This window comes from Dapis hubbardiae BLCC-M172 (genome assembly GCF_050016015.1).
Classification (GTDB): domain Bacteria; phylum Cyanobacteriota; class Cyanobacteriia; order Cyanobacteriales; family Microcoleaceae; genus Trichodesmium.
Window position 1 is genome coordinate 22,517 of the sequence record NZ_JBNHEQ010000167.1, and the last position, 26,450, is coordinate 48,966.

Consider the following 26,450-nt stretch of genomic DNA (forward strand, 5'->3'; position numbering starts at 1 on the left):
AGAAAATTCAATATTCAATTTATGTTTTTAGAGAAATTTTCAAATTAGTAAAAACCTATCTCTTAAGATGCTATTTATACTTTTAATACTCACGTTTAAACAGCTTTAATAGCTTAAATAAAGCATAGAGAATTTCACTTCGCGCCCTAACAATGAAAGCTTACATACTAGCTCATTTGGTAGAGCATTTGCCTTTAATGCAAGTGGTAGCAGGTTCAATTCCTGCGTATGAAACAACAGCTTTCTTAACTTGCGCGAAGTGATTTTAATTCCTAATTTAAAAAAACATATAACAATAGGAAATCATTCGTGAGAAAAAACTGTAGGGGTTTGGTCTCCAAACCCAAGCTTCAAGGGATTTGGAGACCAAACCCCTATGAGAAAATCTTACCCAATTATTAATTATTAATAATTAATAATTAAATAATTCGCGCCTTGAAGCCTCCCCTTGGATAGGGGAAAAAAAGTGCTAGGATATTTCCCGATATTCAATTCCGTAACGGTTTTAACCAGAGGTAATTATCAATTATCCATTATCAATTATCAATTATTGAACGTAGGGGTTTGCTCTCCAAACCTAAAGGAGGGATTTGGAAACCAAACCCCTACAGTTTTTTTCACCAATCATTTCATATTTCTATAGCTGAATATTTATTTCATTAGCAGTTGTCGTCGCGCCCCAAACTAGAGAGATTACATACAGCTTATGGGTAGCAAAACTCTCTTAACTTGCGCGGTATATTTAATCATAAATATTAATACCAAAACACCGCAAAACTGCCGACGATAATTGCCTCCGAAAAAAGTTATTTTGGTTTGAATAAGGAGGTAGTTAAAATGAATAAAACTAAGATGAATAACGATGAACGCGACTTACGTTTAGAAATGCTCAATAGTCTGCTCACAACTCCTCACCGTCAATTAGAAAAAGTAGCAGAAATTCATCAATTAATTGTTGAGTTAGACCCTATTTTTTACGGACATTTAGCAGTTTGGTATCAAAATAACGGTGATGTGCGAGACCATGAAGAAGTATTCTTAGGAAACTTGCTAACAAGTAATCTTACAGAACACCGAGATGCAGGTTTCATAATGCTACAAAATTTCCCTCCTTACCAGGTGTCACGCATTGTATACTTTATGAAACAACAGCAAAATAAAATGCCACGTTCAGCGCGTACTGCTGTTACTCGTTATTTGCGCAAGCGCGAAAAAAATGCAGAATTTTTTGACCGCGCAGCTATCCGTAACCGCAAAGCAATGAAGCACTTATATGCGACTTTGCACATTAAACCTAATTCTCGCGCTGATGCCATCTTATTTAAAGAAAGACCTCCAGAAGATAGTCTAGCTTTCATGTTGAAGCAGTTGGCAAAAACAGAAACAGCAGCAGAGCAAGCAGCTTTAATAGTGGAACACAACATTCCCTATACTATTGCTGTGGGAGCAGTCAAAAAATTAACACCTACTGTATTAGTAGCTTTGATTAATTCTATGTCTCCCCAGGAAATTATCAATAACCTGAAATCTCTGACTGCTCGTGGTGCAATGGAACACCCAGAAGTAAAAGCGTTAATAGATGAGAAACTGACTGAAGCGCAAAATAGCGATCGCGTATCTGCTTATAAAGCTAAAGTTGCTGCTGATGCTTCCCAGGTTGATGCGGAAACTGCTGCCAAGTTGGAGAAGGTGACTAACGAGCAAGTCAAAAAGCGCGGTAAAATTTCTCTACCAACTGCTTTACTTGTGGATAAGTCTGGTTCCATGCACCAGGCGATCGAAGTTGGTAAGCGTCTTGCTTCCCTAATTTCAGGTATTACTGAAGCGGAACTATTTGTCTACGCTTTCGATACTATGCCTTATCCTGTTACTGCCGAAGGTACAGAGTTGAGTGACTGGGAACGTGGTTTCCAAAATATTCGCGCGGGTGGAGGTACAAGTTGCGGTTGTGCTGTAGCAGCAATGCGACGCAAAAAGCAAGTTGTCGAACAGTTTATTCTGGTGACAGATGAAGGAGAAAATACTGCACCTTATTTTGCTGATGCTTACACTGCTTATTGTCGTGACTTGGCGGTGATGCCAAATGTGGTTATTGTGCGTTTGGGTAACTATGCTTCTAATTATGTAGAAAGTCAACTGAAGCGGAAGCAAGTGCCAGTGGAAACTTTGAGTTTTAAAGGTGACTACTACTCTTTGCCTAATTTGGTGCCAATGTTGTCTCACGCTTCACGACTAGAATTGTTGATGGAAATTATGGAGACTTCTTTGCCAGTGCGCAATGATCGAGAAATTCAAAAGTCAAAAGTCAGAAAAAATAGGAGTTGCGCAGAAACCGGGTTTATCTAGAAAATTTCGTGATTTGAAAATAATCATGGCAATAAACCCGGTTTCTTGTTTGAGTGTGTAATATAAAATCCTGATAATTACTGTATCCAAGTCATTGCGACGGCCATACCAAATCCGGTAGTATCAATATAATTCAAGACCGTAGGGGTTTGGTCTCCAAACCCTCTAAAAACTAGGAATTTTAGCCAATACTGATGGTGGAACCTTATTCTCCAAAGCAAGCAGATTTGATATCAGGAAGCAATCTTCGCGCATCCCTGAGATTTCTTCCTATCGTCGCAATGACAACTGTTCAACCAGATTTTAGACAAACTGCAACGTTATAGTTATGGAGAATAATTGTGACAACTGTTCAAGCAGATTTTAGACAAACTGCAACGTTATAGTTATGGAGAATAATTGTGACAAAAAAATACAAGTCAAAAAAGCCTAATCTTCTTTATCAAAGATTAACAGAAGCACTAGAAAATGGTAGTAAAGTCCGCATTGAAGCAGAGGAAACTTATTATGGTCTTCCTGTTAGTGTGACTGATAACTTTGTGGAAATTATGGTATTAGTTCCACCAGATGAATTTGATGAAGAAGATGATACTTTTAAACAAGTGATATGGTTAATTCGACTTGACTCTATTTTTGCGATCGCATACCTTACAGAATACTGGTCAAGTGCAAGATTAGAAAAATTACTGGAGATAGGTGTTAATCAGGTTTAATATCATGTCCGGATCAGAGCGTGATAGAACTCCGTTCCGCTTACGCGACCAAAAAACATTCTCCTTTTTGTACTTTCTTTCTCCCCTCTTCCCTCCTGACTCCTGTACGGGCGTTAACGATAGTTATGCGAAGCTAACGGCCGTTTCGCTGCGCGACATGAAACGCCCCTACGACTCCTGACTCCTCCCTTCTTATTTATAACTATTCAACCGGACATAATATAACTTGTTTGAGGTCAAACAATACAGAGTCTGTTAGTGTTAACTTTTGTTTAGTAGTAGCTATTTCCTACAAGGAGCGATGTAAAAATGAATTGTGAAATCTAGCATCTATTTAGTTTACGAACAGACTCTTATTAACAGGAACAATCCTTAATGAAACTCAAGTTACCAAAAAAATATCGATTATTAGTATTTTTTTTCCTCTTGATCTTTTATTTGGCGATCCTGATCATTTTGCCTAGAGAAGACCATGCCATTTATCTCGCAGTTGTCGGTCCCATGAAGGGACAGCACAAATTAGAGGGACAGGAGATGGTTAGGGGAATCAACTTGTATCTCGACCAGGTTAACCAAGAGGGGGGAATTGGGGGAAAGCAGGTCAAATTGCTAGAGTTTGATCACCAAAGAGAACCTAAATTGGCTCGACAGAAAGCTTTGGAGATTGCCAAACAAAATAAAGCCCTCGTCGTCTTGGGACATCTTTCCAGTTCTACTTCTGTCGAAGGGAGTCAAGTTTACAAAGAATATGGCATTCCAGCGATTACTGCTTCTGCAACTAATCAAGCTGTTACACAAGGAAATGATTGGTACTTTAGAGTAGTTGTTGATACTTCTTTTCAAGGCATTTATTTAGCCAATTATGTTAAGAGAATTTTGCATCAGCAAACGGCGAGTATCATAATTCAAGAGGATGATATTTATAACAAATTTCTAGCCAAAGCTTTTGAAAATGAATTCATAGCTTTGGGAGGAACAGTCAAATATAAATGGAATATCGAGCCAAAATCCGAAAATGTGGAGAAGATGCGCGATCAAATTATCCTAGATTTATCCAAGACAAAGAAGGATGAAACTGGGATTATTTTTTTGACAACAACTACCAGCGAGGTGGCAAAACTAATCCCCAAAATGATGCGCAGGGGCTTAGAATATCCCATGATAGGCGGTGACATCCTTAGTACGGGATTTATAGATCTAATAAAAGATTATTCAGAGGAACAGGCAATACCGGGGTATTTCTCTGATGATATCTATGCCATATCTCATATTATTTTTAATACTGCAGGAGAAAAAGCTCAACAGTTCAGAAATAAGTATCTTAAAAAGTACGATCAAGAACCAAGTCCGATAGCAGCTACCTATTATGATGCTACCTTAGTAGCTATTAAGGCGATGGAAAGGGGAAACGTTCAAGGTGAACGGAAAAACCTAGGAGCAGAACGCCAGAAAATTAAAGATGCTCTCGCCCAAATTAATGAGATTAAAAATGGTATTAAAGGCACAACAGGTCTCATTTACTTTGATCGGCAAGGTAATGCTTTTAAAGAGGTTTATATTGGCAAATTTCAGCAGCAGAAATTCATTTCAAGCTGGACTCAGCTTTCTCCTGTGACTGACCTCAAGAAGATTGAGGATATTGAGCAAGAATTAAAAGCAGAAAATATTTTACTCGTTAATGGTAGATATATGCAAAAAACCCAGGTAGTATATACTGGGATAGATATTAATGAAGTGAGTGATATCGATCAGAAACAATCAACTTATACCGTCGATTTTTATCTTTGGTTTCGCGGTCCAAATCGGATTAAATTTGATGAAATTGAGTTTATTAATTCAGCAGAAACTATCAAATTAGGTCGGCCTCTAGCTGATGAAGAAATAGACAACGATATCACCTACCGACTTTATCGAATCAAAGCCAAATTTAAGGTGAATTTTGCTTTTCATGAATATCCCTTTGATACCCAAAGTTTGCAGCTAAAATTCCGCCATTCCTCCTTAAATAGAGAAAAATTGCTCTATGTGCAGGACTTATTAGGGATGCGCAATCAAACTAATCAAGCGACTTTAAAGAAGTTTGAAAGATCCCAGGTTTTTAGTTCGACTCCTAACTGGGAAGTAAAAAACGCTAATTTTTTTGTGGATATAATTAGAGATAGCTCTACCCTAGGTAATCCCCAATTTTTTAACTCAGATACTGATATAGAATATTCTAGGTTTAATGCTGTTATTTCAATTCAAAGAGATGGAGTCAGCTTTGCTATTAAGAACTTGCTGCCTCTGTTTCTAATTATCTGTGTATCGTACCTACTTTTCTTTATCCCTGCAGAACAAATAAGTCCGCGGGTTAGTATCGGTGTAAGTACCTTATTAACTTCATCATTTTTCCACCAGAGACTTTCCAGTGATTTACCACAAATTGGCTATTTAATTGCGATTGAATATATCTTCTATTGCGTTTACCTGTTAGTATTGTTGGGACTAGCGATCACGATCGCTAGTTATATAGAATCGAAAAAAGACAACCAGAAATTAGTCAAACGTTTAGCCAGAGTTAGCAAGGTAGTTTATCCATTACTAATTTTGACGGTTGGGGTCATATTTGTCTTCCGCTATGTCATTACTTTATCACTTTCTCCACATTCTGATCAGCAACGCCCTTTCTCCCCACAAGAGTCCGCAGCAACTGATGCTAATCTAGGAAACGCAACCGACGAACAAGTAACCTTAACTTTGAGTTCGTGGTTGACGAACCATGATGTAGAACAGATTAACCAGATACTAGCAGTGTTTAACAGTAAGTATCCTCACATCAATGTAGAATTTGTTCCCAGTGAAGAATATGACTCAATTCTAACGAGCCAGTTAGAAAAAGGTGTAGCTCCTGATTTGTTCTATCTACGTTCTTTTTCCTTCTCACGACCATTGTTTGAAGAAGGTTATCTGGAACCCTTACAAGATTTACCCAGATTGAAGGACAATTTTACGCCAGAGAATTTAGATCCTTGGGCAACAGATGATGGTAAATCTTATGGTGTACCTTTTATGGCGGTTTCCCACGGCATATACTATAATGTTGACCTGTTTGAGCAACTGAATCTAAAAGTGCCTACTACTTGGGAGGAGTTGCTCTATACGGCAGAAGTCATAAAATATTTCGGTTATATACCCTTTGCCAATGGGTCGAAAGACAAGTGGGCGATCGCCGAGGTTGTCTTTATGAACTTGGCACCCAACTTTATTGGCGGACGGGAAGGAAGACTCAAGTATAGCTCTGGCGATCGCTGCTTCAACGACAAGCATACTGTAGCAGCATTTCAAGCAGTTGCAGACATTGCCCCATTTCTGCCAGAAGGTCAAGCAACACTGGGCTACTATGAGAGCCAACAATTATTCCTACAAGGTAAAGCTGCTATGTGGATGGGAGGTTCCTGGGATATTCCTATCTTTGAATCTGAAGCGCCTAATCTTACTTGGAGTGTTTTTGCCGTGCCACCCCCAGCGGGAAAACCAGCTTATATAACGTTACATCCAGATTTTGCCATAGGATTGAATGCTGCCTCAAAGCATAAGCAGGAAGCGAAAATCTTTTTGCAATGGTTGACGACACCCGAAGCAGCAGAATTCTTCAGTAATGAACTGCCCGGTTTTTTTCCCATGCACAAAGCAGTGCCAGAAATTCGTAATCAGTATGCTAATACTTTTCTGAAGCTGAGTGAGGGGCGTGGCACTGATGTGCGTTGGGCATATCCGCAGTTACAGGATGGGTTGCCTGATGGCTACTCTTTAATGCAGAATGGGGCACTGAAAGTCATTAACGGTGAAATGACTCCCCAAGAAGCTGCTGATGCCTTGCAAAATGGATTGGCTCAATGGTTTGAACCAGCTCGAAGATGTACCATTGATTAACCCTTTGGTGTCTTTACTACGGACTCTTGACTCCTGATCTCAAATCCGCTCTGGTTCGGTATAAAAAAATGTTCCATCTTCAGCTATTGCCAAATCTTTCTAGATATCCCACACTTGGAGATAGGTGTTATAGGGGTTTTCACAAAAGTAGACAACAAACCTTCTTCCTTCTTAATTCTTCCTTTAAACCCAAATCTCTGTACTCTATATTAATGAAAACCGCTGTAATCAGAATTAATTAAATCCAGTAGTAGACTGGCACACCTTAAATAGTGCAATAGTAGGGGCGGGTTTCCCCGTTAAATTAACGCGAGCTTTCACCTAATGTTAGATAAACCCGCCCCCCAATGATGTAACGCCCAATTGAATATGTGTCAGTCCAGTAGGGTGCGTTAACGTTTGCGCAGTATTCCGCACCGAACATTACGGAAGAGACGGTGCGTTAGGACGGATTACCAAATCTTGTTCAGAGTCTAAATTTACGCCGTCTAACGCACCCTAGAAATTTTGTTTTAGTCCAGTAGGGTGTGTTAGCGCAGCGTAACGCACCGAAAGCTTAACGCACCGATAATATTAGACATCTTCAATAATAAAAAGTTGAATCAATTATCCCAAAGTTGGGGACAAGCGGTGCGTTACATTTCATTAACGCACCCTACTGGACTTCTTTCTTTTCCCTGTTCCCTATTCCCTGTTCCCTGTTCCCTGTTCCCTACTAAGCGCAAAAAGTCTATATCTTTTTTACCAGATGTCTAATGATACCGGACTTGATCTTATCAGGAGAAGGTGGACTTCCGGAGCCGTGTAAAAATAACTTGAACAAATTATCCCAAAACTAAATAATCAAGGTATAATCTTTATTATCAGGTAGTATATCTGATAACAACCTAGTCAAAACTATTGCCTACAAATAGACTAACTATGTCGCAGGTTGCTATTTCCTCTGGGTCTCAAATATCAGCAGATGCAGGTGCTACCATTGCCTCTCTTGGAGGGAATGCTGTTGATGCTGCTGTGGCATCCACCTTGGTTTCCATGTGTACTGACTTAGGAGTAATGGCTCCTGGAGCAGGTGGTTTTATTACGATTTGGTCGCCAGACAAACAACCAATTGCGATGGATGCCTATGGGGAAATGCCTGGCCGAGGATTACCACCAGAACGGGTCGGCAAAGAAATGAGAGAAGTTGTCTTCGACTATGGTGGTCAGATGAGTACCATCATTGGTTATGGCTCGGTGGCGACCCCTGGGATATTAAAGGGTTTAGCCATGGCAGCCGAGCAATATGGTAATCTTCCCTGGAAAACTCTGGTAGAGCCAGCTCGCCGATGGGTTCAAGAAGGATTTCCTCTGACTGGAGCCGCTGCTGAATATTTGGCTTATACTCACGAAGCTATCTTTAGTTGGCATCCAGACAGTTATCGAGTTTTACATCACCCTGATGGTAGTTACCTTCAGCCAGGAGAAATTGTGCGCATCCCTGAATTAGCTGATAGTCTAGGAATAATTGCCGAGGAGGGAGTAAGCACTTTTTACACGGGAGAAATTGGACAACGGATAGCGAAGGAAATTCAAGCAAATAATGGTCTACTAACAGCTCTCGATCTCCAGAATTACCAGGTGCAGACAAGGAGGCCGATTTCTATCCGTCTTGGTGATTGGGAGGTAATTACTAATCCACCTCCTGCCATTGGTGGAGTTTGTGTAGCAGCAATGCTCTGGCTCCTTGAACGCCAGCCTTTTTTGACGGATAATCTAGCAGCACTCAGGCAAATGGCCCAAATTCAGAAAGCTGTTTTAGACTATCGCTGCCATCACTTTGACGAGTCTGGTGACAACTTCGGCGAAGGCCAAGTTCCTCCTTGGCTAAAATGGGTAAGTAACTTAGACTTTAAGACTGCGCTAACATCTCCTTCTACGATTCACACCTCCGCCGTTGACAGTCAGGGGGTGGCTTGTGCTATTACTGCCTCTGCTGGTTATGGTTCTGGAGTAATGATTGAGGGGACTGGCTTATGGCTCAACAATTCTCTTGGAGAAATAGAACTTCATCCTCAAGGGTTACGGGGTTTGACCCCAGGAACCCGTCTGATTTCTAATATGGCTCCAAGTATAGCACGGCATAACGACGGCACAGTTATAGCAATTGGCTCTCCAGGGGCTTCTCGTATTACTACTGCCATTGTTCAAGTCTTGCACAATTTCCTGCACTTGGAAATGTCACTCGCTGAAGCCATAAATCATCCTCGGCTTCATGTAGAAATTTTTGAAGGTTTATCTACCATAGCTTTTGAAACTGGGGTTCCGGTGGAGTCTATAGAAGGTTTTGTTACTCGTAAGTTCCCCGAAATGTCTATGTATTTTGGAGGCGTGCAAGCTGCTTTGTGGAATCCCGATCGGGGATTAGTTGCCGCCGCTGATCCTCGTCGATCTGGTGGGATAGCTTATAGTAGTGGACCGACACAGCTAATTTAGTGCATTAGGGAGTAGGGGAGTGGGGGAGTAAGGTAGGGACGTTGCATGCAACGTCCGTAGGGGAGCAAAATTTTTGTTGGGTTTTTCCGTTGGAAATGCTCCGCAAACGGTTCCATGCTGCGCAATGCTAACGCAAACAACCCAAGCTACATCTATTGCACCATTTAAGGTGTGTCAGTCCAGTAGATAGGCGGTAGTTTAAAACGAAGGTAGTCCTGCATTGTAATGGTGAAGATATATATTTTTTAATTTCTTCTGACGCTCCCACACTCCCCACACTCTCCACACTCCCTCTACCATTACTATGCACCACCACCAAAACGAAATATTTAGGCAGGCTGAATTTTTTATGTAAAGTCATTACGACTGGAACGGAATGGAGGGAAGTAATCCCAAGGTGTTATATCATGTCCGGTAGCATCGGTATTGTATAGCAAAGGTAGGGAACACTTAACTGGGAACACTTAACTGGGAACAGGGAGGAAGAAGCTTTAAGAGAAGGAAAAACTTTATATGGCGGTAGATATTTTCCCAACTTTTACACGCTCCGATACCAACGGACATGATATTATATCTGATTCATCAACTAAATATTAAACTAGCTTCTCACTCTATTACTGTCCGAAGCAAGGGGGTACAAAAAGCAATTATTTGGGTTTACTAAATCATTATCACCTCTGGCAATCTTAGCATAATAGTAAAATTAGGAGATTGCGTCGGCTGAGTTAATGGTTTTTTTCAAGAGATTAACTTGTTTGAGCAACGCCTCGCAATGACAACATCAGACTCTCTATCAAACTAGAAACAAGATTTTTCCCTCTTTTGACTTTGAGATTGAAAAAAGGGGAAGCAAAGCCAGCCCCCTTTTTTCACTTTAATCTCAGATCAAGTCACTCCTAAGGTGACAATTAACTGTAAGCTTCTATCGGCAAACAAGAACAGACAAAATTGCGATCGCCAAAAGCATTATCAACTCGCCCTACACTCGGCCAAAACTTATGCTCTCGCGTCCAAGGTGCAGGATAAGCAGCACGTTGGCGAGAATAACTATGTTTCCACTCATCCACCATTAAACTCTCAGCAGTGTGAGGCGCATTTTTCAACAAATTATCCTCTTTATCTGCTTTACCAGTTTCAATTTCTTCTATTTCCTGACGAATGGAAATCATCGCATCGCAAAAACGATCTAACTCCTCTTTCGATTCACTCTCCGTCGGTTCTACCATGATTGTACCCGCTACAGGCCAAGAAACCGTTGGTGCGTGAAAACCGTAATCCATCAAGCGTTTGGCAATATCTTCTACTTCAATACCTGCCGACTTTTTCAACGGACGCAAATCTAGAATGCACTCGTGAGCAATAAACCCATACTTACCTTTGTACAAGACTGGATAATAATCATCCAACCGTTGCGCAATATAATTAGCATTCAAAATCGCTATCTTAGTTGCTTCAGTCAAACCATCCGCACCCATCATCGCAATATACATCCAAGAAATTGGCAGAATACTCGCACTACCCCAAGGTGCAGCAGATACCGCTCCACTAGAATTTTCTCCACCAATACTAATCACAGAATGCCCTGGTAAAAACGGTGCTAAATGAGACTTAACCCCAATCGGACCCATTCCTGGACCTCCGCCACCGTGAGGAATGCAGAAAGTTTTGTGCAAATTCAAATGACAAACATCAGCACCAATTTCCGCTGGACGACATAACCCTACTTGAGCATTCATATTTGCTCCATCCATATAAACTTGCCCACCGAAACCGTGGATAATTTCACAGATATCAACAATGTCTTCCTCAAATACACCGTGAGTAGAAGGATAAGTAATCATCATGGCAGCTAAATTATCCTTATGCTTTTCTGCCTTTTTCTGCAAATCTGCAATATCTATATTTCCTTGTTTATCGCATTTCACTACCACAACCTTTAACCCACTCATCACCGCCGAAGCAGGGTTTGTACCATGAGCAGAGTCAGGAATCAAACAAACATTGCGATGTGCTTCCCCACGGTTAGCATGATATTCGCGAATTACTAATAAACCAGTATATTCACCTTGGGAACCTGCATTTGGTTGGAGAGAAATTGCTGCAAAACCTGTGATTTCTGCTAACCATTCCTCTAGTTGCTCAAACATTATTTGATAACCTTTGGTTTGAGAAGTGGGAGCAAAAGGATGAATTTTGGCAAATTCCGGCCAAGTTACAGGTATCATTTCTGCTGTAGCATTGAGTTTCATTGTACAGGAACCCAAGGGTATCATTGATGTTATCAAAGATAAATCTTTTGACTGCAAACGATGAATGTAACGCAAGAGTTCTGTTTCAGAATGATAACTGTTAAATACTGGGTGAGTTAAATAACTGCTAGTACGAGCATAAGTACTTTGAGAAATGGGGGAAATATTTTCATTTTCGATATCTGGTAATGCTTTTCCACCAGCAAAAATTTGCCACAGATTTTGTACATCTCTCTCAGTGGTAGTTTCATCTAGAGAAATACCAACCGTTTGTTCGTCAAAAGTTCGGAAATTAATACCTACATTTTCAGCAGCATCAATAATTTCTTTTGCAGTTTTTACAGGAGAGTCAGCGCCTACTGTTATCCGAATAGTATCGAAAAATGGTTCTGCACCAATTTGATAACCAAGCTGTTTTAAACCTGTTGCCAACTTAACAGTCAAGTTATGGATATTTTCCGCAATTTCTTTTAAACCATCCGGACCGTGATAAACCGCATACATACCTGCCATCACCGCTAGCAAAACTTGAGCAGTACAAATATTGCTAGTTGCCTTCTCCCGGCGAATATGTTGTTCCCGCGTTTGTAGTGCCAACCGTAACGCTGAGTTGCCATTAGCATCTTGAGAAACTCCCACAATACGTCCTGGAGTTTGTCGTTTATAAGCTTCTTTAGTGGCAAAGTAAGCAGCATGGGGACCGCCATATCCTAGAGACACGCCAAAACGTTGAGTATTTCCCACCACAATATCAGCACCAAATTCTCCAGGGGGTGTCAGTAAGGTTAAACTGAGTAAGTCAGCAGCAACAGTTACTAAACCTCCTAACTCGTGAACTTTGGCCACAAAGTCGCCGTAGTCATAAATTGCTCCGTCAGTAGCAGGATATTGAAGGAGTGCGCCAAAAATTGGTTTGTCAAAAGTGAAAGTCCGGAAGTCGCCGACTATTACTTCTATTCCTAATGGTTGTGCCCTAGTTTTGACAACTTCAATATTCTGAGGATGGCAGTTAGAGTCAACAAAGAAAGCTTCTGCTTTGGTTTTGCATAAACCGTAACTCATACTCATCGCTTCTGCTGCTGCTGTAGCTTCATCAAGGAGAGAAGCGTTAGCTATTTCTAAACCAGTTAAGTCTGTAACCATAGTTTGGAAATTTAGCAATGCTTCCATCCTTCCTTGAGCTATTTCTGCTTGATAGGGAGTATAAGCGGTGTACCAACCAGGATTTTCTAGGATATTGCGGAGGATAACTGGTGGGGTAATACAGTCGTAATAACCCATACCAATAAAAGAACGAAATACCTGATTTTTAGAGATTATTTCTTTAATTTGGGCAAGAGCAGCACTTTCACTCAGAGACTTGGGCAAATTGAGGGGTTGCTGGTATCTAATTTTTTGGGGAACTGTTTTGTCAATTAAGTCATTTAGGGACGAAATACCTAATACGGCCAACATTTGTTCAATTTTCTCAGAGGTGGGGCCAATATGTCGTTGGGAAAAGTCTATTGACTTTTGGCCTTGGTTAGTTAGTTGTAGTTGATTGCTTGACTTTGTATTAGATTGCTGTATTGCTACCACTTTGATGTTCCTTGGAATCAATGTCTTATTTAGTTGTAACAAAAATTCATACCTTAATGCTAGGAAGATGGATAATTAGGCTTTGCTGAAAAACTCTTTTTTAAGGAGTAGGGGAGCGGAGGAGTAGGGGAGTAGGGGAGCGGGGGAGTAGGGGAGCGGGGGAGTAGGGGAGTAATTTTTTTGCTCAACTATGTGCCCAAAATCCTAACTTTTTGAGTATAAAGCAGCTCAAAACTAGGTACTTTTTCCCGAACTAAAAATGCTAAAGCCTTGACAGATAAAGGCTTTAGCATTTAATCAGCAGAGCAATAATTAATAATGAACTGGACAGTGCAAATTTCTACAAATAACTATTGCTAGCTAAGGCTTTCAGCTATCTAAAAGTTATAAACTTTCTATTCACAACTTTAGGTGCTGTAAACCTTTTCCAGCAATAATTTCAGCCTTAAAAGCAAATTATTTTTTAGGATAATTTTGTACTCTCCAGTAATAATGAAAACTATCTCTAATTATGAATTATCCATTTGTAAACAGGGTTGAATAATTATCAATTATCCATTATCCATTATCAATTATCAATTATCAATTATCAATTATCCATTATCCATTATCCATTATCAATTATCAATTATCCATTATCAATTATCCATTATCAATTATCCATTATCCATACTATTCTCCCTCTACCATCTCACGATACTGGTCAGCAGAGTAAACATCATCTCCCTCTAATTCATCAGGGTCTTTAACACGCACCTTGAGGAGCCAACCCTCTATATATGGGTCTTCTTCTGATAACTTTTCTGGACTTTCTAATACTTCTTCATTACGCTCTACTACCGTACCAGTAATAGGAGCTTTCAGGTCTTCAACTGCCTTTACAGACTCAATGCTGCCACAAGACCCTTCTTTTTCTATTTGGTCTCCCTCCTCTGGAAGTTCCAGAAATACAATATCCCCCAATTGCTCAATAGCAAAAGCGCTAATACCAATAGTGGCAATTTCGCCATCCATTCTTACATACTCGTGGGTTTCAAGATACTTGAGGTCGTCTGGAAATTCTAGTGTCATTTAGTTCCTCACTAAAAATAGTACAAATTATGTCAGTTAAAGCAAGACTGGACTTGCATTAAAAATTATTCTGTAAAGAATAATATAAGGTAAAGAGCCAATTCTTATGGACAAGAAAAATATTATAGGATTACTGGTAGGAAAATTTTCTATTCTTAGATTAATTCGCTCTACAGTAATTATTTATATCCTTATTGGTTTGTATGCTCTCTTTTTCTCAGATCGGTTAATTTTTTTACCTCGTCCATCTAGCTATCAGGAAAACCAGGATTTTGTCAAGCTTGAGTCTGGCGATGGAGTCCAAATTACAGGAATTTATTTACCATTACCCAAGGCAAAATATACTATTCTCTACAGTCATGGTAATGCTGAAAACCTGGGGCGAATTTTACCCCGGTTACGAGATTTGCGAGATATTGGATTTAATATATTTTCCTATGACTATCAGGGTTATGGTACAAGTCAAGGAAAACCTTCAGTTGAGGGCGCTTATGAAGATATTAATGCTGCTTATGAATATTTGACCCAAAAATTAGGGATACCTGCAAATCAAATTATTGTTTATGGACGTTCAGTCGGTGGGGGGCCTTCTGTAGATTTGGCATCCCGTAAACCTGTAGCTGGTTTGGTCATAGAAAGTTCATTTACAACTGCCTTTCGGGTAGTGACGCGTATCCCTATTTATCCCTTTGACAAATTTCCCAGTATTGACAAGATTAAAAATGTTAATTGTCTGGTGTTGGTAATGCACGGAAATGTTGACCGAGTAATTCCTTTTTCTCATGGGCAAAAACTTTTTGCTACAGCTAATCAACCTAAGCTTTCTTTATGGGTTAATGGTGCTGGTCATAATAATTTATTAGAAGTGGCGGGTGAGGAATATGTCAAGGTTATGGGTGAGTTTGTTAAGTTGATAGAACAAAACTAAAGTGTAGAAACCGGGTTTGTATTTAGATACTTTACCATACTGAAATTTTTTTCTAACAAACCCGGTTTCTGGCAGAAGTCAATTAGTCAAGAGAATCCAATATTTTTGGAAAAAGTCGAATTTAAGGTAATCTCTGTTCCCTACTTTTAGCCTGAAAACTTTCTCTAATTATCAATTATCCATTATCAATTATCCATTGCTAATTCTGCTTTTGCCTTTTGCCACATTTGTTCAAACTCTGCCAAACTATATTCCGAAATAGGTCGCTCACACATTTCTTCTAGCAAAGCAAATCGTTTCAAAAACCGATGATTTGTTCCTTGTAATGCTTGCTCTGGGTTTAAATTGTACCACCTTGCCAACTGCACCAAAACAAACAAAATATCTCCCATTTCTGCTTGTTGATGTTCCTTATCTTCTGACTTTAAAGCTTCTTCAAATTCTCCTACTTCTTCGTGAAACTTCTCCCAAACTCCATCAACATTTTCCCATTCAAAACCAACAGCAGCAGCTTTTTTAGAAATCTTCATTGCTGCCAAAAGTGGAGGTAACTGCCGAGCATATCTGCCTAATTTTTTACTAAGTAAATCATTAGTTTCCCCATTTTCTGCTGCCTTAATTTCTTCCCAATTTTGTTTAACTTCTTCAGTGCTATTTACTTTCACATCTCCAAATACATGGGGATGCCTTCTAATCATTTTTTTGCTAATATTTTCAGCAACTTCAGCTAAAGTAAAATCATTGGTTTCACTAGCTATTTGTGCTTGCAAAACTACCTGTAATAATAAATCTCCTAACTCATCAACAATTGCTTCTTTATTCCCACCTTTTATGGCATCTACAACTTCATAAGCTTCTTCAACAATATAAGGAGTTAAAGTTTCTGGAGTTTGAGCTAAATCCCACGGACATCCCCCCTCTGGAGAACGTAATTTAGCTACTATTTCTATTAGTTCTTGTAATGCAGATAATGTCGAATTCATGTTAAATAAATAAGTTTTTTAATATTGATATAGTATGATATTGAAATCAACTCTCTATTTTACATATTTCTGACTTCTGACTTATAAATTATGACTTATGACTTAGAGGACAGATGCTCAATCTGCTGTTTTCTTTGTATAAAATAAACAAATAAGCTTACAGATAAAATTAAGTAATTTTTATATTTTCTGATGCTCCTCTTGGGGTTATGCTAAAAAGGTGAAAGCTAATCATAATATATTCCTAGGATTAAGGCAAATTATCTGGAATATTTTTTAAATATGTATCTCTTGATACTAAAATACTAGGAACTTCCTTAATATGTTTGCTTTGTATGAGTCAAATTCAGATTCATTTACAGTGCCTAATTTAGAGGTTAAAAGTCAAATTCTATCTTTAGAATCAACTATACAGGAATTACCACTGCAAGACTTTCTGATTGAATCTAGCTACTTTGGTAAAGATGTTGCACCTGTGTTTGAGGCGAATCCCTTACTATCAGGTGTAATTTTGCTCGATCAGCAAGGTAAGTTTGTCGGTATGATTTCCCGACGATTATTTTTTGAAAGAATGGGAAGTCGTTATGGTATGGAGATGTTTTATAAGCGACCTATAGAAGCTTTGTATCGCTTCTCTCAAATAGATATTTCTATTCTTCCTGGTAATACATTGATAGTAGAGGCGGCGCAAAAATCTTTACACAGACGGCCTGAATTACTTTACGATCCAATTGTTGTAGAAGTAGAAACTAATGTTTATAAACTTTTAGATGTACATCAATTATTAGTAGCTCAGTCAAAAATTCACGAACTTACAAGTAGTCTACTGCAAAAACAAACTCAGGCAAAAGCTATTCAAACAGAGAAAATGGCTAGCTTGGGCAGAATGGTGGCTGAGGTTGCCCATGAAATTAGAAATCCTGTTAACTGTATTTGGAACAATTTAATATTTCTCTGTTCTTATCTAGAAGAAATTAGTAAACTTTTATCTACTTATGACGAAATATCAGAGCCATCCCCAATTATAAGTCAAATTAAGGAACAAATAGAATATGATTCCTTACAAGAAGAATTAGCTGAGACAACTCAAGGTATTAGATTTGGCTCAGAACAATTACTGAAGATTGTAAATAGTCTTCGTAACTTTTCCCACATGGATGAATCTCAAAAGAAACCAGCAGATATTCATGAATGTATAGATAGTAGCTTACTAATTTTAAATAATCGTCTTAAATACGGTATTAAAGTTATTAAAAATTATTGTACTAACTTGCCATTGGTTAGTTGCTATTCTGGTCAACTTAGCCAGGTATTTATGAATTTAATTAGTAATAGCATTGATGCACTAAATGAAAAATCAGCAGAAATAGAGATTTCAAATTGGCAACCTGAAATTAAGATTACTACGGAAATTATAGTAGGTAAAGGGTATGATTGGGTGAGTATTAGGATGGCTGATAATGGTTTGGGTATCCCTTTAGAGATACAAGATAAAATTTTTGAGAACTTTTTTACAACTAAACCTGTGGGTAAAGGAACAGGTATGGGTTTGGCTATTAGTCACCAAATTATTAATGAAAAACATGGTGGAAAACTTCAACTAAAATCTTTACCAGGTAAGGGGACTGAATTTGAAATTATTTTACCAATATTTTAATTAATTGAATATACGATATTTATTCTAAGCTTAAAACTATAAAAAAATAATCTTAAGTAAAGTATACTACAAATTATAAAATTTTTAGGCTAGTATATAGCAATCCTAAAAAGGTCGCGGGTAATCAAAAAGTAGATAAAAACCTTGAAACTCCAGCCTGTTCCCAGTTAAGTGTTCCCTGTTCCCTAAAAGCGGTAAGGTTTTTATACACATAGGACTTACGCACGCGAAACCCGGTTTCTAGGATAAATCGTTGTTTTGAGCAATAGAAGTCTAGGAGAAACCGGGTTTCTGGGTTCTCATGGCTTTAGTCCTGACACAAATCAAATAAGACTGCTATATAATACTAGATACTTTAAACTTAACTTCTTAATCATAATATACTTTATTACTGTGCAAAATCGAAATTTATTAGTTTGTTTATTAATTACCCTAGGTCTGTGGGGTAGTAATGTTAAACCTATACTAGGACAGGCATTAGTTCCTCATATATTACAACTAGACTCAGCTCAACTAGAACAGACGGGTTTAAGTTTAGCTGAAGAAGCTTTACAATTAGCAAGATTTCAACAGTTTGATTTGGCTTTATCTAGAGCCGAACTGGCGACTGAATTAGCCCCAAATAATCAACGAACTTGGGCATTATTAGGCAGTCTTTACATTCAAGCTGAAGAATTAGAAGAAGGTATTGCTGCCTTGCAACAAGCTCAAGAACTAAACCCAAGAAATGCAGAAATTCGATTTGTTCTTGGTAGAGCTTATTTTCAAACATCTGATTATAAAAATGCTATCGAACAATTAAGAAAAGGTTTGAAATTTAAACCTGAGAACCCCGGAGCTTTATTTGATTTGGGTAATGCTTATTACAAACATGGTAAATTTAAAAGAGCGATCGCACAATATGAACAAGCTTATGACCTAGAAGAAAATTTATGGCCTGCAATTAATAACATTGGTTTAGTTCAATATGAGATGGGAAAAGTAGATGATGCGATCGCACAATGGCGTGAAGCTGTCTCTATTGATAGTAAAGCAGCAGAACCACTTCTAGCGCTAGCAGTAGCTCTCTACACTCAAGGTGATAAAGAACAAAGTCTAGCGATGGGAGAAGAAGCGCTACGATTAGATAGCAAATATGCAGACCTTGACTATCTCGAAAAACATCTGTGGGGAAAACGGCTAATTGAAGATGCGAAAAGATTTCTGGCAACTCCCCGTATTCAAGAAACTCTGGCTCAAATAGAAGATTTACCACAGTCTCCCTAGGTTTCTCCTTGATGTTAGGTAGTGAGTTAATCTTCTGACTCAAGTTTTCTGAACTTAAAATCTAGTTCAATAATTGATAATTGATAATGGATAATTGATAATTACCTCTCCCTAAAAGGAAGAGGATTGAATAAAAGGAAAATAAATTCATTGTTTCTCCTTGATCATGAGAGGCTTTAAACCTTAATTATTAGGTAAAAATTGATTATATCTATTATTTTAGAGACTGATTTAATCTAAAGTTTTTTTTTAGCATTATTTTAGTAAAACCTCGTCTTTAAGGGCGGGGTTTTAAATAGAATCAATTAGAGGAAATATAAGCGATTGTGGAAAGATTAATATCAGCACTAGGATTAATAGTTTTTGTGGGTTTAGCGACTCTTTTATCTGCTAAAAGAGAGAAAATTCAGTGGCAACCTGTTTTCTGGGGAATAGGTTTACAACTATTATTTGCACTGCTAATTTTAAAAACTAAAACAGGTTTAGTAGTGTTTAAATTTCTTGCAGATGTAGTTAGTCAGTTACTCAAATTTTCTGATGCAGGGGCAAAATTTGTCTTTGGAGAAAGCTATCTCGACCACTTTTTTGCTTTCCAGATACTCCCAACAATTATCTTTTTCTCTTCATTAATTACTATCTTGTATCACTATGGAATTTTGCAACAAGTAGTCAAAGCATTTGCATGGATAATGCTGAAAACCATGAAAACTTCCGGCGCAGAATCTCTTTCTTGTTCCGCTAATATTTTTGTGGGTTCAACAGAAGCACCGTTGATGATTAAACCTTATGTGGAAACTATGACTAATTCAGAATTACACGCGGTGATGACGGGTGGTTTTGCTACAGTTGCTGGAGGAGTATTAGCAGCTTATATTTCTTTTGGAGTACCCGCCGAACATTTGATTGCAGCATCGGTAATGTCAGCACCCGCAGCATTGGCAATATCAAAAATATTGTTGCCAGAAACAGAAGAGTCTCCAACTGCGGGAACGGTGAAGGTAGAGGTTAAGCAGACTTATGCTAATGTTATTGATGCAGCAGCAATAGGTGCTAAAGATGGAGTAAAATTAGCAGTCAATGTGGGAGCAATGTTGATTGCTTTTATCGGGTTGATAGCAATGGTAAATGCACTATTGGGATGGATAGGTGCTGGTGTGGGTTTGCCTCAGTTATCCTTGGAGTGGATTTTTTCGTTATTATTTGCTCCTGTTGCTTGGTTGATGGGAGTACCTTGGGCTGACTGTGCTGAAGTGGGGGTTTTGCTAGGAAAGAAAACAATTTTGAATGAATTTATTGCTTATTTAGATTTAAAGACACTGATTGAAAATGCTCAAAAAGGTGAAACAGTAAATGTTATTTCCGAGCGATCACAAATTATTGCTACTTATGCTTTATGTGGATTTTCTAATATTGGTTCCATTGCTGTACAGATAGGTGGAATTAGTGCTATTGCACCATCACGACAGCACGATCTAGCAAAATTGGGAGTTAGGGCAATGATTGGTGGAGCTATTGCTTGTTTTATGACTGCTTGTATTGCGGGTATTTTGTTGTAGTTGACTGTTGCAGCTAATTTAGTACGTTAGAATTGTCATTGCGTTAGCGAAGCTTTGCGATAGCAAACGATAGTGTTTGCGGAGCAGTCCGTCAGGATAGCAATCTTATGACAATTTTCTATCGCAACATTTGAGTTTAAACAGTCCAAATTAGATCGCTAGTTGGTGTTAATTATTCTTATGTTTACTACTCCCCTAATCCCTTAATATCTCGTGGATTGATTTTTGATTCTGAAATATCTATTTTTCTGTCAATTCTCTTGCTAATTTCTTGTGTTGTACTGATTTTTCTCCTAACCAATAAATAAGTTTTCATTTCCCCTTTACCTTTAACGGATATAACACCACGCTCCTGAAAAATATACTTATTCTGTAATAAATGATAAGTGCTAGTCGTAACTTGAATTGCACCAGGAATTCCATGAGATTCCATACGACTGGCAGTATTTACTGCATCACCCCACAGATCGTAAATGAACTTTTTGGTGCCAATAACTCCAGCAATAACAGGTCCAGAATTAATGCCAATACGGATGCTTAGTTGACAATTATGCTCTAGATTAAATTCAGCGATCGCTTGCTGCATATCAAGTGCCATTTCTGCTACTGCCTCAACATGATCTGTCCGTGGGATAGGTAAACCACTAGCAACCATGTAAGCATCTCCAATAGTTTTAATTTTTTCTAGTCCGTGGCGATCGCTCAAGCGATCGAATTCTGAAAATATTTTATTGAGTAATATGACTAACTCTTCAGGGGGAATTTTTTCTGAAAGTAGAGTAAAACCGACAATATCAGCAAACAGAATTGTCACTTCTGCAAAGCCATCAGCAATTTGCTGATGTCCTTGCTTTAATCTTTCTGCTATTTGTTCTGGTAAAATATTCAGTAGTAGAGATTCTGACTTTTCCTTTTCCTCTGCTAGTTCAGCAGTTCGTTCAACTACACGTCGCTCTAATTCTGTTGAAGTCCGTCGGAGTTTAGAAATGACCAAAGTTAGTCCGGCAACTCCCAGAACAGATAATCCTGCTAAAGTAAAAAATGTATCTCGCAATCCAGCATTAGTCATCTTAATGGTACTATCTAGAGGTTGAGTAATTTCCAAAACACCCCGTACATCCCCAACTTTCCAATCCTTTTTTGGACTATCTGGGTGATTATTATGACAACTAACGCAACTGGGTTTCATAATGTCTGCTTGAGTGTATCGGAATGAAGGACGCCCCTGAAATTCAACAAACTTATAGAATGGTAAGTCTGGGTTTTTTTCCAAATGGCGGATAGCTTTGAGTTCAAAATCGTCTCTAGGGCCACCTTCTGCTTGACGCCAAGGAAAAGGATAGTTACTGTAAAGACGGACTGACATTCCTGGATTTTTTAACTGGATACGCTCACCTAGTTCAATTAAAAATGTTGCTGGTAGGGGAATTGCTTCTTCTTTCGTTTTGTAGTCGTGAGTAATACTAAGACCTTCAATTGTCATAGCATGGGCGACTACTTCTGAACTGTATAGTGTACGAGCTTCTTTGATGGTCTCAGCGTAGTCAGTGACATGTTGAATTGCCTGTGATTTAATCAGCTTAGATGAGAGATGATAAGTATTCGATAGGCTAACTATAATACCTATACAGAACATTAAGCTTAATACTAATACTGTACGTTTGTAGAGTTGGTGGATGAATAAAGTTGTTACCCTATAAATGAGTTTATCCATAAATGAAATACCCCAGACTCAAAATAATTTTTTGCTTCATCTTGACCAACACTATTGAAGTATGTAATATTATATCAAATCCGCTACCATCGTTATAGTTATACCCTTTCACGGAAGTCATAAGTCAAAATTCAGAAGTCATAAGTTAGATTTGATAGCCTAAAAACTTTGATAATACAACAGTTTCAGGCAATTATTTGACATTTAAAGTTTGAAACTACTTGTGACATTTTTAAAGTGAATTGGTATTAGTTATAAGTTAGGAGTCAGGAGGGAAGAGAAGTGGGAAAGATTTGGTAATTATTGCGCTCGGACAATTTTTTTATACCGAATTCAACGGATTTGATATTATTTGATTATAGCTTTTTTTCAATGATTTGATTCCATAGTGCTTTTTGTACTCAAAGACAGCGATCGCATCACTTAGGAACTGAGTCAGAACCTGTTACACAAATATCCTTAACTAGACTTATAGGTAATCAAATGGAGTATTTTTTTCTATTACCTATTCTCTAAAATCAAAAACTTATATATCTCACTAATTTTATCAATAGTATTGATTGACAATTGATTAATATTATGCTACATTACCTATGGTAAATTAAGGTAAAAATATGCCGAATAAAAAAAGATTTAACTTAGATTTATTAAACGATTTTTGGTCAATTGCTAAACTTTATTGGTTCTCAGAACAGAAATGGCGAGCTAGAGGTCTATTGTTACTGGTAATTGTTTTACTGGGAACATTTACTGTCTTTAATTTATTACTTACAAATCAACGAGCAGAATTTATTTCTGCACTATCTGCTCAAGAATCTGATAGATTTTGGCGCTCAATTCTAGAGTTTTTTGGCACAGTTGTAGTGGCTGTACCTTTTGTGTCTTCCTATTCTTTTGTCCGACAAAAACTTAGTATATTTTGGCGCAGGTGGATGACTCATAGTTTTATGAAAAGTTATTTAGGCGATCGCTCTTTCTATAAAATTAGTTACCACCCAGAAATTGATAATCCAGACCAACGTATTTCTCAGGATATTAAAAGTTTTACAGACCAATCTTTGAGTTTTCTTATAACTATCTTGAATGCTATATTTCAGTTATTTGGTTTTAGTGCTTTGTTATGGTCAATTTCTAAACCATTAGTATTTTTTGTAATTTTTTATGCGGTTGCTGGCACAGTAATTACAACAGGGGTATTTGGCAAAGTTTTGGTAGGGATTAATTTTGAACAACTGAAGCGAGAAGCTAACTTTCGTTTTGGTTTAATTAGAGTTCGGGAAAATGCTGAATCTATAGCTTTTTATGGAGGAGAAAAACAGGAGTTACAACAGGCAAATAACCTATTTAATGATGTTTTTGATAATTTTAATCGGTTAATTAAATGGCAACTATATTTGGATATTTTCAGAAACAGTTATGAGTTTATTACTTTTGCATTACCATCTATAATTATTGGTCCGCGCGTGCTTTCGGGTGAATTAGAAATAGGGGTAATTACTCAAGCAGCAACAGCTTTTGCTATTATCTTAAGTTCCTTAACAGTTATTGTTAGTCAATTGGATAGATTGACAGAATTTGCTGCTGGAATTAATCGTTTATCTACTTTTTCTGCTGCTATTGAATCATCTCCTGAAGTTCCTGAAGGTGAATCAACAATTGATACAATAACAAATTCTGGTCTAGCTTTAGAACATTTAACATTAAAAACTCCCAATTATCAAAGAACTTTAGTTAGAGATATTTCTGTGGAAATAACATCAGGAAATGGATTATTAATTATGGGAGCTAGTGGCAGTGGTAAGAGTTCAATTTTAAGAGCGATCGCTGGTTTATGGAACTCTGGAACAGGAGCTATTTATCGACCTAAATTGAATGAAATATTATTCTTACCTCAGAAACCTTATATGGTTTTAGGTTCTTTACGTCAACAACTTTTATATCCCCAGACTAATCTAGATATTTCTGATGTAGAAATACAGCAAGTATTAGAAAGAGTAAATCTGCCCAAATTAGCAGAAAGATTTGGTGGTTTAGATGCAGTAGAAAATTGGAGTCAAGTTTTGTCAGTAGGAGAACAACAAAGGGTTGCTTTTGCCAGATTATTATTAACTAAACCTAACTATGTAATTCTTGATGAAGCAACCAGTGCTTTAGATGTGCCAAGTGAGGAACTTTTATATCAACAATTGCAAGGAAAATCTACAACATTTATTAGTGTTGGGCATCGTCCGACTTTAAAAAATTATCACCAACAATTATTAGAAATTACTACTGATGAATCTTGGGAACTTAAACCTATTGTAACCTAAAAAAAAGGTAAGCATTCAGCAGTCAACTAATAGCCGAGTAAACGTACAGGACTGATTAAAATGGCGTTTCTGAATCAAGGTATGAAAATAAAAATTGAACAATCTGAAATAGTTATTATTCAATAGTTTAGCAATTACCAAAAAATACAAATCATACCCAAAATTAGCAACGCCTGTAATTTCATTTTTTGCGTAAGTCCTGATTATAATTCCTCAATTGATTGATATTCTATGAAATTTAAGTCAGTCGTATCAATAATTTGAGTATTTTCGAGAATAGCTATAGTTTCACCATTGAGAAGAATATTTGTGGTATTTTCCCCAATATTGGGAACAAACTCTATTTCTTCAAAGCTAAAGCCAACTAAAGCTAAAGTATCCTCATTGTTAAAGTCAGTTATTGTATTAACTCCTGCATTTGCAGGAGTTAATACAAAGACATTGCTACCTTGACCGCCAGTGAGAATATTATTACCCAGGCCACCATAGAGTATATCGTCTCCCTGAGCGCCATCTAGTAAGTCATAGCCTTCCCCACCTATTAGAGTATCTTGTCCGTTCTCACCATTGATGGTATCGTTGCCTGTTCCTCCGTAGAGAAGATCCTCACCCTTACCACCATTGATGTTATCGTTACCTATACTTCCTGATAGTATGTCATTACCTTGGTTCCCATTGAGGTAGTCATCTCCTTCACCACCGTTGAGTTGGTCGTTTCCATCACCACCATTGATGTTATCGTTACCTTTGCCTCCCATCAAAATGTCATCATCGTTGTCTCCAAATATAATATCATTACCTTTACCTCCATAGACAGTATCTTTGTCTTTCCCTCCGTAGATAGTATCTTCGCCTTGAGTCGCACTAATTAAATCATCTTGACTTCCACCAAAGATTCGATCGTTATCATTATCATTAGTGGAAGTGTTAATTTGACTTGCTTGACGTTGCTCTGAAATGTTTGTGCCATCACCAATAACAATATCGCTACCACCTAAAGCTATGAGGATATTAGAGCTACTATTACCATAGATGGCATCAGCATTTTCGGTGCCGATGTAGTTATCTGAGTCTGAAGTTCCCGTAAAGGTGTTTTCTTGCGTAATCTCAGTGATAGCAGCGTTGAAATCTACTATTGGTAGTATAGGTTCAGCAGGTAGAACAAGAGTCAAAGTTGCTTCTGGCGCAGGAGTTACTTCTGGCTCTGGTTCTGGTTCGGGAGTTGGTTCTGGTTCGGGAGTTGGTTCTGGTTCGGGAGTTGGTTCGGGAACTGGTTCGGGAGTTGGTGCTGGTGCTGGTGCTGGTTCTGGTGCTAGTTCCGGTGCTGGTTCGGGTGCTGCTTCGGGAACTGGTTCCGGTAGAGGTTCCGGTGCTGGTGCTGGTGCTGGTGCTGGTTCGGGAACTGGTTCCGGTAGAGGTTCCGGTGCTGGTTCGGGAGTTGGTACAGGTTCCGCCTCCGGTAGAGGTTCCGGTGCTGGTGCTGGTGCTGGTTCGGGAGTTGGTACAGGTTGGGGAGTTGGTTCCGGTGCTGGTGTTGGTGCAGTTTCTGGTGCTGGTGCTGATACAGGTTCCGCCTCCGGTAAAGGTTCCGGTGCTGGTGCTGGTGCTGGTTCGGGAACTGGTTCGGGAGTTGGTGCTGGTGCTGGTTCGGGAGTTGGTACAGGTTCCGCCTCCGGTAGAGGTTCCGGTGCTG

Annotated in this window: 16 protein-coding genes; 10 read left to right on the plus strand and 6 right to left on the minus strand. The window is 38.4% G+C overall.

Going from position 1 to position 26,450, the window contains the following annotated elements; all coding sequences use genetic code 11:
* Positions 1–837 precede the first annotated feature (837 nt).
* The 4 genes from ACP6PK_RS15190 (at position 838) to ACP6PK_RS15205 (ending at position 9,446) form a co-directional block, all read left to right on the plus strand.
* Positions 838–2,346 carry a hypothetical protein gene (locus ACP6PK_RS15190; RefSeq protein WP_426560466.1) on the plus strand — a complete coding sequence of 503 codons (1,509 nt, stop codon included), beginning with the start codon at positions 838–840 and terminating at the stop codon, positions 2,344–2,346.
* 401 nt (positions 2,347–2,747) lie between these two features.
* Complete coding sequence (locus tag ACP6PK_RS15195) at positions 2,748–3,059, plus strand: hypothetical protein (RefSeq protein ID WP_426560468.1); 312 nt, start codon at positions 2,748–2,750, stop codon at positions 3,057–3,059.
* Positions 3,060–3,434: 375 nt separating this feature from the next.
* On the plus strand, positions 3,435–6,971 hold the full coding sequence (locus tag ACP6PK_RS15200; RefSeq protein WP_426560470.1) for an extracellular solute-binding protein: 3,537 nt from the start codon (positions 3,435–3,437) through the stop codon (positions 6,969–6,971).
* Between the two features lie 921 nt (positions 6,972–7,892).
* Positions 7,893–9,446: a gamma-glutamyltransferase gene (locus tag ACP6PK_RS15205; protein ID WP_426560472.1), complete on the plus strand. Its 1,554-nt coding sequence runs from the start codon at positions 7,893–7,895 to the stop codon at positions 9,444–9,446.
* A 908-nt stretch (positions 9,447–10,354) separates the two neighbouring features.
* On the opposite strand, the gene gcvP is transcribed toward ACP6PK_RS15205, so the two are convergent.
* Both gcvP and gcvH read right to left on the minus strand, forming a co-directional pair.
* Positions 10,355–13,201 carry an aminomethyl-transferring glycine dehydrogenase gene (gene gcvP / locus ACP6PK_RS15210; protein ID WP_426560538.1) on the minus strand — a complete coding sequence of 949 codons (2,847 nt, stop codon included), beginning with the start codon at positions 13,199–13,201 and terminating at the stop codon, positions 10,355–10,357.
* Between the two features lie 744 nt (positions 13,202–13,945).
* On the minus strand, positions 13,946–14,344 hold the full coding sequence (gcvH, locus tag ACP6PK_RS15215; RefSeq protein ID WP_426560474.1) for a glycine cleavage system protein GcvH: 399 nt from the start codon (positions 14,342–14,344) through the stop codon (positions 13,946–13,948).
* Positions 14,345–14,450: 106 nt separating this feature from the next.
* On the opposite strand from gcvH, the gene ACP6PK_RS15220 reads away from it, so the two are divergent.
* Positions 14,451–15,272, plus strand: a complete 822-nt coding sequence (locus ACP6PK_RS15220; RefSeq protein WP_426560476.1) for an alpha/beta hydrolase — start codon at positions 14,451–14,453, stop codon at positions 15,270–15,272.
* A gap of 185 nt (positions 15,273–15,457) precedes the next feature.
* On the opposite strand, the gene mazG is transcribed toward ACP6PK_RS15220, so the two are convergent.
* Positions 15,458–16,255 (minus strand): nucleoside triphosphate pyrophosphohydrolase, encoded by a 798-nt coding sequence (gene mazG, locus ACP6PK_RS15225; protein ID WP_094671561.1) that lies wholly within the window; start codon positions 16,253–16,255, stop codon positions 15,458–15,460.
* Between the two features lie 322 nt (positions 16,256–16,577).
* Here mazG and ACP6PK_RS15230 point away from each other — a divergent pair, with 322 nt between their 5' ends.
* Together ACP6PK_RS15230 and ACP6PK_RS15235 are read left to right on the plus strand one after the other, a co-directional pair.
* Positions 16,578–17,912: a sensor histidine kinase gene (locus ACP6PK_RS15230; RefSeq protein WP_426560478.1), complete on the plus strand. Its 1,335-nt coding sequence runs from the start codon at positions 16,578–16,580 to the stop codon at positions 17,910–17,912.
* Positions 17,913–18,305: 393 nt separating this feature from the next.
* Positions 18,306–19,178 (plus strand): tetratricopeptide repeat protein, encoded by an 873-nt coding sequence (locus tag ACP6PK_RS15235; protein WP_426560480.1) that lies wholly within the window; start codon positions 18,306–18,308, stop codon positions 19,176–19,178.
* Positions 19,179–19,239: 61 nt separating this feature from the next.
* Here ACP6PK_RS15235 and ACP6PK_RS15240 read toward each other — a convergent pair whose 3' ends face one another.
* The gene (locus ACP6PK_RS15240; RefSeq protein ID WP_371357695.1) at positions 19,240–19,329 is read right to left on the minus strand and encodes a DUF4896 domain-containing protein; all 90 of its coding nucleotides are present in this window, start codon (positions 19,327–19,329) and stop codon (positions 19,240–19,242) included.
* A gap of 175 nt (positions 19,330–19,504) precedes the next feature.
* On the opposite strand from ACP6PK_RS15240, the gene ACP6PK_RS15245 reads away from it, so the two are divergent.
* Complete coding sequence (locus ACP6PK_RS15245) at positions 19,505–20,734, plus strand: NupC/NupG family nucleoside CNT transporter (RefSeq protein WP_426560482.1); 1,230 nt, start codon at positions 19,505–19,507, stop codon at positions 20,732–20,734.
* Positions 20,735–20,921: 187 nt separating this feature from the next.
* On the opposite strand, the gene ACP6PK_RS15250 is transcribed toward ACP6PK_RS15245, so the two are convergent.
* The gene (locus ACP6PK_RS15250) at positions 20,922–22,448 is read right to left on the minus strand and encodes an adenylate/guanylate cyclase domain-containing protein (protein ID WP_426560484.1); all 1,527 of its coding nucleotides are present in this window, start codon (positions 22,446–22,448) and stop codon (positions 20,922–20,924) included.
* Between the two features lie 614 nt (positions 22,449–23,062).
* Here ACP6PK_RS15250 and ACP6PK_RS15255 point away from each other — a divergent pair.
* Entirely contained in the window at positions 23,063–24,757 is a 1,695-nt protein-coding gene (locus ACP6PK_RS15255) for an ABC transporter ATP-binding protein/permease (protein ID WP_426560486.1), read from the plus strand.
* A gap of 203 nt (positions 24,758–24,960) precedes the next feature.
* Here the strand turns inward: ACP6PK_RS15255 and ACP6PK_RS15260 are convergent, their stop codons facing one another.
* Entirely contained in the window at positions 24,961–25,929 is a 969-nt protein-coding gene (locus ACP6PK_RS15260; protein WP_426560488.1) for a calcium-binding protein, read from the minus strand.
* Here ACP6PK_RS15260 and ACP6PK_RS15265 point away from each other — a divergent pair.
* Positions 25,880–26,450 (plus strand): hypothetical protein (locus tag ACP6PK_RS15265; protein ID WP_426560490.1); only part of this gene is annotated, 571 nt, incomplete at its 3' end. The genes ACP6PK_RS15260 and ACP6PK_RS15265 overlap by 50 nt on opposite strands.

What these genes read in the sequence shown, in the direction of transcription:
- ACP6PK_RS15230 (WP_426560478.1), top strand. Translation starts at nt 16,578, where the DNA reads ATGTTTGCTTTGTATGAGTCAAATTCAGATTCATTTACAGTGCCTAAT.
- ACP6PK_RS15190 (WP_426560466.1), top strand. Translation starts at nt 838, where the DNA reads ATGAATAAAACTAAGATGAATAACGATGAACGCGACTTACGTTTAGAA.
- ACP6PK_RS15200 (WP_426560470.1), top strand. Translation starts at nt 3,435, where the DNA reads ATGAAACTCAAGTTACCAAAAAAATATCGATTATTAGTATTTTTTTTC.
- ACP6PK_RS15205 (WP_426560472.1), top strand. Translation starts at nt 7,893, where the DNA reads ATGTCGCAGGTTGCTATTTCCTCTGGGTCTCAAATATCAGCAGATGCA.
- ACP6PK_RS15250 (WP_426560484.1), bottom strand. Translation starts at nt 22,448, where the DNA reads ATGGATAAACTCATTTATAGGGTAACAACTTTATTCATCCACCAACTC.
- ACP6PK_RS15220 (WP_426560476.1), top strand. Translation starts at nt 14,451, where the DNA reads ATGGACAAGAAAAATATTATAGGATTACTGGTAGGAAAATTTTCTATT.
- ACP6PK_RS15240 (WP_371357695.1), bottom strand. Translation starts at nt 19,329, where the DNA reads ATGAATTTATTTTCCTTTTATTCAATCCTCTTCCTTTTAGGGAGAGGT.
- ACP6PK_RS15255 (WP_426560486.1), top strand. Translation starts at nt 23,063, where the DNA reads ATGCCGAATAAAAAAAGATTTAACTTAGATTTATTAAACGATTTTTGG.
- mazG (WP_094671561.1), bottom strand. Translation starts at nt 16,255, where the DNA reads ATGAATTCGACATTATCTGCATTACAAGAACTAATAGAAATAGTAGCT.
- gcvH (WP_426560474.1), bottom strand. Translation starts at nt 14,344, where the DNA reads ATGACACTAGAATTTCCAGACGACCTCAAGTATCTTGAAACCCACGAG.